Below are 12,569 nucleotides of genomic sequence, written 5' to 3'. Positions count from 1 at the left end.
TCTCAGGGAGTCTCCCCGATGACCGATCAACCGCTGCTGGCCGCCGAGGGCCTGTCCCTCAACTTCGGCGAGACCAAGGCGCTCGACGACGCCTCCCTGCACATCTGGGCGGGTGAGGTGGTCGCGCTGATGGGCCCGTCCGGCTCCGGCAAGTCGACCCTGCTGCACTGCCTGGCCGGCATCCTCCAGCCCGCCGCCGGCCGGGTGTCCTACGACGGCCGCGACCTGACCGCGATGTCCGACAGCGAGCGCAGCGCTCTGCGGCGCGGCGAGTTCGGGTTCGTCTTCCAGTTCGGTCAGCTCGTTCCGGAGCTGACCTGTGTGGAGAATGTGGCGTTGCCCCTGCGGCTGTCCGGCGTCGGCCGGCGGGAGGCGCACCGCACCGCCACCGGCTGGCTGGAGCGGCTCGAGGTCGGCGAGGTCGCCACCAAGCGGCCCGGTCAGGTGTCCGGCGGTCAGGGCCAGCGGGTCGCGGTGGCCCGCGCGCTGGTCAGCAGGCCGCGCGTGGTGTTCGCCGACGAGCCGACCGGCGCCCTCGACTCGCTCAATGGTGAGCTGGTGATGAAACTGTTCATCGCGGCAGCCCGCGAGACCGGTGCCGCGGTCGTGCTGGTCACCCACGAGGCACGGGTCGCGGCATACTCCGACCGCGAGGCCGTCGTCCGTGACGGCCGGGTCCGCGAGCAGGAGCACGCCCGATGACGGGCCGCGGCCGTCTGCGCCGGTGGATCTTCGAGCTGGGGCTCGGGGCGCGGATGAGCGTCGCCGGCGGCCGGGCCGGCTGGGCGCGGCTCGCGTTGATCGCCGCCGGTACGGGTGTCGGTGTCGCTCTGCTGCTGTGCCTGGCCGCGCTGCCGTCCGCGCTGGAGGCGAGCGGGGCACGCAAGGAGGCCCGCACCGAGGCACTCGGCAGTGAGCGAGACCTGGCGCGCGGCGACGATACGATGCTGATCGGCATCGCGACGACCACCTTCCGTGACGACGCGATCCACGGCCGGATGCTTCAGCCGGAGGGCTCGCGGCCGCCGATCCCGCCGGGCGTCACCACTCTGCCCGGCCCCGGCGAGATGCTGGTCTCCCCCGCCCTCCAGCGGCTGATCGACAGTAATCCGGTGCTCGCCCAGCGGTGGGACGCGCGGGTCGTCGGCACGATCGGCGACGAGGGCCTGACCGGTCCCGCCGATCTGGCCTTCTATCTGGGCGCCGACACCCTCACTGAGGACAGCGGCTATCGGATCGACGCGTTCGGCTACCGCTATGCCGAGGAAGGCGTCTCCCCGATGATGGTGCTGCTCACCGCCGTCGGCATGGTCGTGCTGCTGACGCCGGTCATCGTGTTCATGGCCAGCGCCGTCCGGTTCGGCGGCGAGGCCCGTGACAAGCGGCTCGCGGCGTTACGGCTGGTCGGGTCGGATGCCGGCATGACCCGGCGGATCGCCGCCGGCGAAACCCTTGCCGGGGCTGTCCTGGGGCTGTTGGTGGGCGCGGTCCTCGCGTTCAGCGCGGCGTTGCTGGCCAGCAGATATGCGACGGGCCCCTTCAGCTTCTACCTGTCCGACATGCGCCCGGTCCCGGTGCTGGTCGTGCTCGTCGCGGCGGGTGTCCCGGCCGTGGCTGTCCTGGTCACCCTGTCGGCGATGCGCAGGGTCGTCGTGGAGCCGCTCGGCGTGGTCCGGCTCAGCCCGACGGTCCGGCGGCGGCTGTGGTGGCGGCTCATCCTGCCGGTCGCCGGGATCTGGCTGCTGTGGCCCCTCAAGGACGGTCTCGATGCCGAGCCGGGTTCGGGGTCGATCGAGATCCGGGCGGCCACGGGGGTCGCCCTGCTGCTCATCGGCGTCGCTCTGCTGCTGCCGTGGCTGGTCGACGCGGTCGTGCGCCGTCTCGGTGGTGGCGGCGTCGCCTGGGAGCTGGCCGTGCGCCGGTTGCAGCTCGACAGCGGCACAGCGGTGCGCGCGGTGTCCGGCATCGCCGTCTCAGTGGCCGGGGTGATCGCCGTCCAAGGCCTGGTCAGCGGGATCGAAACACAGGTCAGTGGCGCAGACACCGCGTCGTCGGGGCAGGTCCGCCATCAGGTCATGCCTAAGACGGAGCTCACCACCAGCACATGGACGACCGCGCTGCGCGAGACACCCGGCGTGCGGTCCGTCGAGCTCGTGCGCATCGTTGCCGCAACCCACGATGGTGCACCGGTCCTGATTCGGATCGGGAGTTGCTGGGCGCTGGCCACCTACGCCGCCATGCCCAGCTGCGCCGACGGTGACGCCTTCGCCATCAACACGGCGAGCAGCGGGCCTTTCGCCATCGAGGGCGGCCGGTCGTGGACGCCCCCGTCGTCGACCCGTGACGTGACCCCTGTCGACGCTCTGCTGGACTCCGGCCCCCTGTTGCTGGTCACCCCCGCTGCAGCCGGCGACGCGTTCCCGGCCGGTGAGTCGCGCTACACGCTGACTCTCGACAGCGGATCCCCGGACGCACAGGAGCAGCTACGCAATGCTGCTGCCCGCTTGGATCCGCAGGCGCTGATCGCCAGTCCGGGCAACGAGGCCGTCGCCGACGCGCTGCGGAGCACCCGACAGGGTCTGCTGGCCGGCACGATTGCGATGCTCGTACTGATCGGGGCGAGCATGGTGGTCAACGTGGCCGAGCAGATGCGGGAGCGACGCAGGGTCCTGGCGGTGCTCGTCGCCTTCGGGACAAGGCGGCGAACCCTGTCCGGTTCGGTGCTCCTCCAGGCCGCGGTGCCGGTGCTGCTCGGCATGACGTTGGCGATCGGTTTCGGCAGTGGCCTGTCATCGATCCTGATGGCGGCGGTGGAGGCGCCGATCACGGTGGACTGGTTCGGCATCGGCACGACGTCGGGAATGGCCGCGTTGGTGGTCCTCGGAACGACCGCGGCGGCACTACCGACCTTGATGCGCCTGACCCGACCAGGAAACCTCCGTAGCGAGTAGGGCGCCAACGACCCACCCGCCCGAAGCCTGGCGTTCACTGGACCGGAGCAGCTCCGATCCGCGCCGAAGGCCAGGATGCCGGGCAGGCCTCCTCCGGCACCCGAACCACTGCCGCGGGTCCCGCAGCAAAAGCACTCAAGACGGCCCACACGAATCCGGCTTCCCCCGGGCGATCGGGGGAGGCCTGAGGCGGCCCGGGTGACCCAGGCACTCCGGACGGCCCCGGCGGTCCGGCGGCCCCGGCGGCCCAGCGGCCCGGCGGCCCGGCGGCCCGGCGGCCCAGCGGCCCAGCGGCCCAGCGGCCCAGCGGCCCAGCGGCCCAGCGGCCCAGCGGCCCAGCGGCCCAGCGGCCCAGCGGCCCAGCGGCCCAGCGGCCCGGGCGGCCCAGCAGCCCAGCGGCCCGGGCGGCCCAGCAGCCCAGCGGCCCGGGCGGCCCAGCGGCCCAGCGGTCCGGGCGGCCCGGTGGTCCGGGCGGTCCGGCAGCGGGCGGGTTGGTCCTGGATGGAAGCGAGTTTGAGACCTCGGCCCGAGGGAGCCGAGGTCTCGGATGCTCGCCGGGTCGGCCGGTTCAAACGTGGGCCGCAGCCTCTGCCCGGACGGAGGCTTCGACCGAAACCTGGTCCTCGGCCGAAACCTGGTCCTCGGCCGAAACCTGGTCCTTGACCGAAACGTGGTCCTCGACCGGAAGCTGGTGCTCGGGACGGGTCTCGGCGGCGGCCTGGCGGTGGGTAGCCAGGTAGCGGGCGTTCCAGGCGATCAGCAGGGCGAACGTGACCACGGTCAGTGCGGTGGAGACGCCGACCATGATCTCGATCGGGAGGAGGTAGACCAGTACGGCGCGGGCCGCTGCCTCGATCAGCAGGCCGCCGCCCCAGACGAGCGAGGCCAGACGGTGGCCCCGCCGGACATCGGGGTTGGTGGCGTAGGCCTCGGCCAACTCGGTGGCCTTGCCCGGCATGAAACTCTGCTGGGCGGCCAGCGTGAGAGGTCGACTGCCGTGCAGTGCGGTAACCAGGAATGCCAGACCGATCGCGGTGGCCATCGCCGAGTGCTTGATGATCAGGAATCTCGGGTCGCCGGTCAGGAGGGTGAAGAGCAGTCCGACACCGAAGACGGCGGCCATGACCATGGAGAACGGGCTCAGGGTGCGGCTACGCACGGCTACCCACGCCATCCGTAGTGCCGCGCCCACGGTGCCGGCCAGCAGTGCCGCGCTGTCGGAGGCGCCTACGGCGTGCAACCCGTAGTAGGTGATCAGCGGCAGTCCCAGGTCCCAGACCAGTCCACGGATCATCTCGGCGAGTCCGTTGGTGTGCGTCCCGTTGTGCTGCATCACAGTCCCCCATCGATGGTGGCCGGCCGTTCGGCGGCGATGCATTCATGCTCCCGTTCCGGGCCCTGCCGCCGGGACGACCGAGCCGTTGAGCCCGGTTGTCCATCGACCGGTGGACAGCTACGCGACGCATCACAACGCAAGACATGGGTCGACACGGTTTGCGCACTCGCAGATCACGGAAGGCGGTGACACTCTGCTGCCTGTTCGCGACGCTCGAGCATTGCAAGGGCCCGGGTTCGCATCAGGCTCCAGCCATGGACGGGGACGGAAAGAGACGGGTCGCGACGAGACAGAAAAGAGACGTGTCGGGACAGGAAAGGACAAAACTGGATTGGGCTGGCCGGGGCCGGACGAGACGGGACGGGACGGGACGAGAGGGGGACGGGACGGACGGAAAAAGGCGGGCCGGCACAGCGAGGGAAAGACATAGAACGGGACGGAACATAACGGGACGGCACAGAACGGGACGGCACAGAACGGGACGGCACAGAACGGGACGGCACAGAACGGGACGACGCGAAAAAGGGACGGGACGGGGTGGGACCGGGTGGGACGAGGGTCGGTCAGGGGCGCAAGGCCAGCGAAGTGTCGGTGACCACCTGGTTTCGGCCCTGCTTCTTTGCCGCGTACAACGCATGGTCGGCACGCCGCAGCAGATCCTCGACGCCTGCGCCGGGGGCCAGTTCGGCGACGCCGGCGCTGAACGTGGCTCGCAGCGGGCCACGCGGGGTGGCGATCATCGCCTCGGCGCAGCAGCGACGCCACTGTTCGGCCAGGGCCGCGGCCGCGTGAGCCGAAACGCCGGGCAGGATGACGGCGAACTCCTCGCCTCCGTAGCGGGCCACCGTTCCGGTGTCGCCCACCGCGGCGGTGATCTCCTGCGCCATCCGGATCAGCACCTCGTCACCGACCGCATGCCCGTGGGTGTCGTTGACGGCCTTGAAATGGTCGACGTCGAGCATCACCGCGGCGAGCGGCCGGCCTTCGGCGTCGGCCGTGACGGCCAGCTCGTGCAGCGCCGCCGTCAGGTGGCGGCGGTTGTAGACCCCGGTCAGCCCGTCGCGGACGGCCTGGTCGGTGAGTTCGGCGCGGAGTCGTTCCAGCTCGGTGACGTCGCGGACCACGACGACGGCGCCGGGGGTGCTGCCGTCGGCGGTGCGCATGCGGACCACCCGCACGTCGTAGACGGTTCCGTCGGCGGTGGAGAGGGTCTGCTGGTCGCTGCCGCCGGCGAAGGCCGCCGTCAGTTCGGGGCCGACCACCTCGAACCACATCCGGCCCAGCAGGGTGCCGGCCGGTACGTGGCCGAGTTCGGCGAGCATCGCGGCACCGACCGGGTTGACGTCGATGACACGGCCGTCCGGGTCGAGCACCATCACGGCGTCGCTGAGGGCGGCGATCACCTGGTCGTACGCCACCGGCATCCGTCGTGCCGTGGTGCCGGACCGTTCCGCCCACCACCACACCGTGGCTGTGACCAGGAACAGGACCGGGGTCAGGTCGACCTGGCGGTCGCTGAGATCGGCGAAGATCGTCAGCGCGTTGCCGATCAGCGGGGCGAGCGCACCGGCCAGGAAGAGCACGAAGACCCGCCGGTGCCCGCGGACCGCCCGGCGCATCGAGGCCACCGACATCAGGGTGCCTACGCCGATCAGCGCGTAGCAGTAGGCGGTGTGGGTCCAGTACAGCGGTCCGGGCGCGACGGTCACGCCACCGTCGGGATACGCGGTGACGGACGTGAGGAACCGATGGTGCCAGGGGTCGGTGATCACCGCCGCCGTCATCAGCACCGGATGTACCAGCAGCAGGGCACGCCAGCGGCGCAGCTGGTCGAGGCGCCCGGTGAAGACGATGGTGTGCCACAGGAACCCGGCGACGACGACGGCGACGCCCGGGAACATCACGTAGGTCGCGGCGGTCGCCACCGGCAGCGAGGTGGTGCCGACGGCGACGGCCTGGGCGAGCGACCACAGCGCGGCCCCGCCGGTGATCAGCGCCAGTGAGGAGGCCAGCGGCGCCCGGTGCCGACGACGCCGGCACAGCACCGCGTACGTCGCCGCGACCAGCGTCGCCGCGACGTACACCGTGACCAGGGCCGCTCGCATCCGTTCTCCTTCGCTCCGAGGCTGTGCATCGGCGGGCCGGAAACCGAGTTGAGAGAAACGCCGCCGCGACGTAGATGTTGACCGAGGTCGGCACGGGGGTGACAGGACGATCTTCGCCTGCCGGCGATGCGATGCGGTACGGCCACCGGACGCCGGGGACGGCGAGCGGCTGTGGTCGAGGAAGGCCGGGACCGCGGAACCGAAACGGCTGGTGCCGGCCGGGACCAGGCGGCCGAAGGCCGGGACCGCGGAACCGAAACGGCTGGTGCCGGCTGGGACCAGGCGGCCGAAGGCCGGGACCGCGGAACCGAAACGGCTGGTGCCGGCCGGGACCGGGCGGCCGGAGCCGGACGGCGACAGCGCCCTGGTTCCACAGCCTCAGGCGACCATGGCCGCGGGCCGGTGGATGCGCTGGGTGAGGGCGTCGGCGGTCATCGGCCGGGCCAGGTGGTATCCCTGGGCCAGGTCGCAGCCGAGTTCGTGGAGCGCCGAGAGTGTGTCGGCGTCCTCGATGCCCTCGGCGACGACGGCGAGGCCGAGGTTGTGGCCGAGTTCGACGGTGGAGGCGACCAGGGCGTGACTGCCGGTGTCGGTGACCAGGTCCTTGATGAACGAGCGGTCGATCTTGAGTTCGTCGAGCGGCAGCAGGCGCAGGTAGGTCATCGACGAGTAGCCGGTGCCGTAGTCGTCGATGGAGGTCTTCACGCCGAGACTGCGTAGCCGGTGCAAAGCCTCGATGGCGGTGTTCGGGTCGGTCATGATGCTGTGCTCGGTGACCTCGATGCACAGCTGCTCCCCGGGGACCCGGGCCTGCTGGAGCAGGGAGGCGACCAGGTTGGGGAAGGCCGGGTCGAGCAGTGAGCGGGTGGAGATGTTCACCGCCACGGGCACCCGGTGGCCGAGGTCGAGCCAGGTCCGGACCTGGGTGAGCGCCTCGGTCAGCACCTGGTGGGTGAACCGGTGGATGAGCGTGGTCGCCTCCAGGACGGGGATGAACGTGCCGGGCGAGATGGGCCCCTTGGTGGGGTGCTGCCAGCGGGCCAGCGCCTCCACGCCGGCCAGTTCGCCCGTACCAATGTCGATCTTGGGTTGGTAGTTGAGGGTTATCTCGTCGCCGGTGTCCAGGGCGCGCCGCAGGTCGCCGAGCAGGGTGAGCCTGGCGTTGCTGTCGCCGGTGCCGGTGTTGCTGAAGCGGCGGAAGCCGAGGCGCTGTTCCTTGGCCAGGTTCATCGCGGTGTCGGCGTGCTGGAGCACGGTGGGGACGTCCTCGCCCGGCCCGGCGGTGGCGGCGCCGACGCTGACCTCCAGGTCGATGGTCACGTCGTCGATGACGAACGGGTCCTCGAAGGCCTCGGTGACCCGGGCGGCGATGGTCTCGCCGATGGTGGGGTCGGTGTCGCGCAGCAGGACGGCGAACTCGTCGGCGCCGAGCCGGGCGACGAAGTCGTTCTCGCGCACGGCCTTCTGCAGGCGCCGGCCGGCGCGGATGAGCAGCAGGTCGCCGATCTGGTGCCCGAGCTGGTCGTTGACGTCCCGGAAGCCGTCGAGGTTGACCACGAGCACGGTGGGCCGCCCGAGCCGGGCCCGGCCCGGGCGGCGGCGGTGACCGGACTCGTCGGCCAGCGCCTGGGCGGCCCGGCGGGCGAAGGCGGTGCGGTTGGGCAGGCGGGTCAGCGGGTCGGTGATCGCCATGTCCTCGACCTGCCGCCGGTGGGACCGGTTGGACCAGCCGAAGAGCACGAGCGCGATCAGGCTGACCGTGAAGGTCAGCAGGCTGCCCAGCAGCAGGCTCTGCGACTCGGCCTCCCCCGCGGCCTGCTGGTCGGCGTGCAGGGCCAGGTGATGCCGTTGCTCGTCGAGCACCACGTTCATGATCTCCATGGCGATCGGCTCGATCACCTTCTCCAGGCGCTCCTCAGCGCCCTCGGCGTCACCCTGGTCGAGCAGTTTCAGGTAGGCGAGGATCTGCGGGCGCAGGCCCTGGTGTTCCCGGACGATCTCGGCGGTGAGCAGTGGGTCCTCGCTGTCGATCGCGGCCATCTCGATCATCGCCTGCTGGGTCTGCGCGTAGACGCTCAGCAGCTGGCGGCGTTCCTCACCGTCGGGTTCGCGCATCGAGGCCTGGATCAGGGCCATCTCCCAGGCGACCAGGTAGGCGGTCCGCTGGTAGGCGTCGGTGTTGGCGCTGTCGGAGGCGAGCTGCGAGACGATCTCGGCCTGCTCACGGCTGCCCAGCACGGCGAAGCCGGACAGGCCTGCCAGCACGATGCTGAGCAGCCCGACCAGCCAGCGCGACGCCACGCGACCCGAGCCCATGATCACCTTCCAGCGATTCACCTACTCGGCTCACTTCGGCACGGCACCTGTGCGACATGACACACGCTGGGTTGCGGCCGGGGAGCAACCGGGCGGTCACGGGCAGACGGCCGGGCCCTGACCCTCGACGTGCCCGGTCTGCAGCACCTTGTCGACGCAGGAGGCGAACTCGCGGGCCAGGAACGGCTTGCGCAGTACGGCGGTGGCGTGCTCGACAGCGGCGGTGTCGCCCGGGATCAGGTGGCCGCTGATGATGAGCACCGGGATGTCACGGGTCACCTCGGTGGTCCGGATCAGCCGGCAGAGCTCGGTTCCCGACATCCTGGGCATGCTGATGTCGCTGACCACCAGGTCGGGCGGTTGCCGCTGGATCGCCTCCCACGCCTCGGCGCCGTCGGCGGTCGGCACCACGTCGTGCCCGGCGCGGGTCAGCAGGCGCTGCACGACCATCAGGATGTCGTGATCGTCCTCTGCCACCACGATCGCGACCATCCGTCCCACCCTCTCGTTTCGCCCTGTTTCCGTGGCCGGAGGGGCCTGCCTCGGAGGTTCCGGCCACGCGGGCACCCGGCCGGCGGGACACTTCGGGAATGAACCGCGGCACACAGTCGGCAGCGCCGGCCGCGGTGATGGAGATGGCTCCGGGCGGCATGTCCCGCACGGCCGCGGACCGTCTGGCCGCTTTGACGGTACGCGGAGCACGCGCCGCCTGCGCGATGATCCACCTGACCGACGGCGCGAACATGCGGCTGATCGGCGGGCACGCCCTGCCGGCCGGCTTCGAGCCGATGCAGCGCGTCCCGATGATCTTCACGCTGGGCGGTCAGGTGCTGCGCAGCGGCTTCCCGGTGGTGATCGGCGACGTGGACACCGACGACCGGGTACCGGCCGAGGCGCCGGTACGGATCGTCGGGATCCGCTCGTACGCCGGATACCCGATCCGCGACCCGGCCGGAGCGATCGTCGGCGTGTGCGCGGTGATGGACTACCTGCCCCGGCGGTGGCAGCCCGACGAACTGACCGCGGTCGACGACGGCGCGCAGGCGTGCGCCGCGTTCGTTGCCGAGCAGCGGGCCCACCAGGGTGAGCGCGCGCAGCGTCTGTTCCTCAACACCCTGCTCGACAGCCTCGACACCGGGGTCGCCGCCTGTGACGCCGACGGCCGGATGGTGGTGGTCAACCGCTCGCTGCGGGACCGGCTCGGCGTCAGCGAGGTGCACGGTCACGCCGCCGAGTGGGCCGGGACGCTGCCGGTCACCACGCCGGCCGGGGAACCGGTCGCCGCGCGGGAGGGCCCGCTGCTGCGCGCACTGCACGGCGGTGACGTCCGGGACGTCGAACAGGTCCTGCACACCCGGGACGGGCGGCGCCTGATGCGGGTCAACGCCCACCCGATCGCCGACGGGCCGGACCACCGGATCGGGGCGGTGGAGGTCTTCCACGACATCACCGAGGCGCGCCGAGCCGAGGATCTGCAGCAGATGCTGAGCCGGGCCAAGGACGAATACCTCAACCTGGTCGGGCACGAGCTGCGGACCCCGGTGACGATCATCGTGTCGTACCTGGAGCTGCTCGCCGACGCCGGTCCGGACACCCCGGCGGCCGAGCTGCTGCCGCTGATCGAGGCCGTCTGCCGGGGCGGCGAGCGGCTGCGGCGGCTGGTCGAGGCGCTCCTGGAGCTGTCCGCCCTCGACGCCGGCCGGGTGCCGGTCACGATGGAGGAGCTCGACCTGGTCACCGTGGTCGCGAGCGCGGTCCGGGCGGTCGGGGAACGGGCCGCGGGCCGCGGCATCACGGTCACCCGCCACGGACCGGAGCGGATGCCGATGCGCGGTGATCCACGGCGGCTCGCCCAGTTGGCCGGCGCGCTGCTGGACAACGCGATCACCTACACCCCGGACGGCGGCACGGTCGGCGTGACGCTCGCCGAGGCGGCGCTGGCGGTGACCCTGGACGTGGCCGACACCGGCTTCGGGATTCCGGAGCACGAGCGGCCGTACGTCTTCGATCGCTTCTACCGCGGGGCGGTCACCACCGAGCTCGCGATCCCCGGGGCCGGGCTCGGTCTGGCGATCGCGAAACTGATCGCCGAACGTCACCACGGGACCGTGACGATCAGTCCGCGCGGCGCCCGCCCCGGCACGAACGTGCACGTCGAACTGCCCCGGGACCCGTCTCAGCCGGGCAGGGTACGCCCGCGGTAGACCCGCTCGAACAGGGCGTGCAACGGCCGGTCGTACGCCCGCAGCGCCGCCCGGGTGCTGATGTGGTTGTGGACGCCGTCACCGCCCACCGGGCCCCGGCGGTTCACGTCGAAGTAGGTCTGGATCCCCTCGGCGAAGTACTCGTCGACGGTGCTCGCGGCATACGTGTTGAGCCACAGCCCGAGCCGCCGGGCCGCACCGTAGGCGCTGTTCAGCTCACCGGTGAGGGCCGGGTCGATGTGCCGCAGCGACATCAGGTGCAGGGTGTGGCCGAACTCGTGGACGAACACGTTCTCCGCGCCCTCGCCGTCCATCAGGTTGCTCTCGGCCGACACCGACAGCGGGAACGAGTCGGTGGCACCGAACCCGCCCCGGTACCGCTCGTCCAGCTCGGTGCCGAAGCGCTGCCGCACGTCGGGGATCGCGCTCATCCGCTCGCCGCGGGCGACGACGACCAGGCGCACGTTCCGGCGGTCGAGCTCGTGCACCGGCCAGTACGGCTGGGTCCGGAGCAGCGTGCCGAGCTGGTCGCGCATCCGGGCGAGTGTGGCGTCCCGGATGTGGTGGGGACCGAGAACGGGCAGGCCCCAGGCGTCGAGGTACCGGCCGTACCAGCGGGTGTCGAGGCCGTACCGGTCGATCAGGTGCTGTGGGATCGGGCCGGCCGCGGCCGCCGGTGTGACGCCGGCCGCCAGGCCCGCAGCGCCGGCGATGATGAGGCGCCGCCTGTTCATCGTCGACCTCCTATGGCTTGGCTGTGCCGATCAGACGTGACCGGACGCGACCGGGCAGGAGTTTTCGGGAACGGGCTACCCTGTTAGCGTGAACAGTCCTCCGGCCGTTGCCGGCCGCGGACGCGAGGTGTACGCGGGCCGGTCCCGTGAGCAGCGTGAGTCCGAGCGGCGCGACCGGATCGTGGCCGCGGCCGTTCATCTGTTCGCGACCCGCGACTACGACGAGGTGACCGTCGCCGACGTGTGCGGTGCGGCGAAGGTGTCGAAACGCTACTTCTACGACCATTTCACCGACCGCGCCGACCTGCTCTTCCAGGTGCACACCGAGCAGAACTCGTGGTTGCTGGCCGCCCTGGTCGCGGCCGGACCGCCCGCCGGTTCGATCGAGGAGCTGGTCACCCCGGTGATGTCCACGCTGACCCGGTTGTTGCGGGAGCATCCCGAACGGGCGCGGGTGATCTACGTGAACGCTCCGCGCATGGAGGTGCGCCGGCGTGGCCTGCTGCACGAGGAGGCCGTGCTGCTCGGTGATCTGATCCTCCGTTCCGGCGGGACACCCCGGGACCGGCGGCTGTTCGACCGTGCCGTGCTGTGCCTGGTCGCCGGGGTCACCGAGCTGCTCATCGAGTGGGTGGTGCAGGGTTTCACCGAGCCGGCCGGCGAGCTGGCCGATCATCTGACGACGATCGCCGTGTCGATGCTCCAAGGCGTCCCGGTGGAGCCGGGACCGGCCTACCGACCGGCTGTTTCTCACCACGCCCCGGAACGGTGAGGGTCGCCGGTCGAACACCGGATCACGGTTGTCATTGCGCATGATCCGGACAGCGCCGACTCGCATCGCCGCCGAGGCGGGCGCTGCGACTCCGACCGGGCCGGCGGCGGCCATGGTCAGAACCGCGAGGAAACGGCGCATGGGGGAACTC

At 71.4% G+C, this 12,569-nt stretch carries 9 protein-coding genes; 4 read left to right on the top strand and 5 right to left on the bottom strand.

Annotation, left to right across the window (positions count from 1 at the left end):
- Positions 1 to 18: 18 nt before the first annotated feature.
- On the top strand, positions 19 to 702 hold the full coding sequence (locus ACFO0C_RS16825) for an ABC transporter ATP-binding protein (RefSeq protein WP_378067569.1): 684 nt from the start codon (positions 19 to 21) through the stop codon (positions 700 to 702).
- Positions 699 to 2,951: an ABC transporter permease gene (locus ACFO0C_RS16820; RefSeq protein WP_378067568.1), complete on the top strand. Its 2,253-nt coding sequence runs from the start codon at positions 699 to 701 to the stop codon at positions 2,949 to 2,951. Before ACFO0C_RS16825 ends, ACFO0C_RS16820 begins: the two co-directional genes overlap by 4 nt.
- A 568-nt stretch (positions 2,952 to 3,519) precedes the next feature.
- Here the strand turns inward: ACFO0C_RS16820 and ACFO0C_RS16815 are convergent.
- From ACFO0C_RS16815 to ACFO0C_RS16800, 4 genes are all read right to left on the bottom strand, one after another.
- Complete coding sequence (locus ACFO0C_RS16815) at positions 3,520 to 4,284, bottom strand: VC0807 family protein (RefSeq protein WP_378067567.1); 765 nt, start codon at positions 4,282 to 4,284, stop codon at positions 3,520 to 3,522.
- A 566-nt stretch (positions 4,285 to 4,850) separates the two neighbouring features.
- Complete coding sequence (locus ACFO0C_RS16810; RefSeq protein WP_378067566.1) at positions 4,851 to 6,392, bottom strand: histidine kinase N-terminal 7TM domain-containing diguanylate cyclase; 1,542 nt, start codon at positions 6,390 to 6,392, stop codon at positions 4,851 to 4,853.
- Between the two features lie 378 nt (positions 6,393 to 6,770).
- Positions 6,771 to 8,729 carry a putative bifunctional diguanylate cyclase/phosphodiesterase gene (locus ACFO0C_RS16805; protein WP_378067565.1) on the bottom strand — a complete coding sequence of 653 codons (1,959 nt, stop codon included), beginning with the start codon at positions 8,727 to 8,729 and terminating at the stop codon, positions 6,771 to 6,773.
- Between the two features lie 75 nt (positions 8,730 to 8,804).
- The gene (locus ACFO0C_RS16800; RefSeq protein WP_378067564.1) at positions 8,805 to 9,200 is read right to left on the bottom strand and encodes a response regulator; all 396 of its coding nucleotides are present in this window, start codon (positions 9,198 to 9,200) and stop codon (positions 8,805 to 8,807) included.
- Between the two features lie 98 nt (positions 9,201 to 9,298).
- Here ACFO0C_RS16800 and ACFO0C_RS16795 point away from each other — a divergent pair, with 98 nt between their 5' ends.
- Positions 9,299 to 10,912: a sensor histidine kinase gene (locus ACFO0C_RS16795; RefSeq protein ID WP_378067563.1), complete on the top strand. Its 1,614-nt coding sequence runs from the start codon at positions 9,299 to 9,301 to the stop codon at positions 10,910 to 10,912.
- Here ACFO0C_RS16795 and ACFO0C_RS16790 read toward each other — a convergent pair.
- Positions 10,885 to 11,646, bottom strand: a complete 762-nt coding sequence (locus ACFO0C_RS16790; RefSeq protein WP_378067562.1) for a hypothetical protein — start codon at positions 11,644 to 11,646, stop codon at positions 10,885 to 10,887. The genes ACFO0C_RS16795 and ACFO0C_RS16790 overlap by 28 nt on opposite strands.
- 88 nt (positions 11,647 to 11,734) lie before the next feature.
- Between ACFO0C_RS16790 and ACFO0C_RS16785 the strand changes: the two genes are divergently transcribed.
- A complete protein-coding gene (locus ACFO0C_RS16785; protein ID WP_378067561.1) occupies positions 11,735 to 12,418 on the top strand; it encodes a TetR/AcrR family transcriptional regulator in 684 nt (227 codons plus the stop codon).
- The last annotated feature ends 151 nt before the right edge of the window (positions 12,419 to 12,569 follow it).

Origin of the sequence: Actinoplanes subglobosus (genome assembly GCF_042650585.1) — a bacterium.
GTDB lineage: Bacteria > Actinomycetota > Actinomycetes > Mycobacteriales > Micromonosporaceae > Actinoplanes > Actinoplanes subglobosus.
The sequence above is the reverse complement of the archived record's forward strand: the minus strand, read 5'-3'. Positions and strand labels throughout refer to the sequence as shown.

Bases quoted from the DNA above. Each gene is read 5' to 3' on its own strand.
- ACFO0C_RS16825 (WP_378067569.1), top strand. From the start codon at position 19: ATGACCGATCAACCGCTGCTGGCCGCCGAGGGCCTGTCCCTCAACTTC.
- ACFO0C_RS16820 (WP_378067568.1), top strand. From the start codon at position 699: ATGACGGGCCGCGGCCGTCTGCGCCGGTGGATCTTCGAGCTGGGGCTC.
- ACFO0C_RS16815 (WP_378067567.1), bottom strand. From the start codon at position 4,284: ATGCAGCACAACGGGACGCACACCAACGGACTCGCCGAGATGATCCGT.
- ACFO0C_RS16810 (WP_378067566.1), bottom strand. From the start codon at position 6,392: ATGCGAGCGGCCCTGGTCACGGTGTACGTCGCGGCGACGCTGGTCGCG.
- ACFO0C_RS16800 (WP_378067564.1), bottom strand. From the start codon at position 9,200: ATGGTCGCGATCGTGGTGGCAGAGGACGATCACGACATCCTGATGGTC.
- ACFO0C_RS16795 (WP_378067563.1), top strand. From the start codon at position 9,299: ATGAACCGCGGCACACAGTCGGCAGCGCCGGCCGCGGTGATGGAGATG.
- ACFO0C_RS16790 (WP_378067562.1), bottom strand. From the start codon at position 11,646: ATGAACAGGCGGCGCCTCATCATCGCCGGCGCTGCGGGCCTGGCGGCC.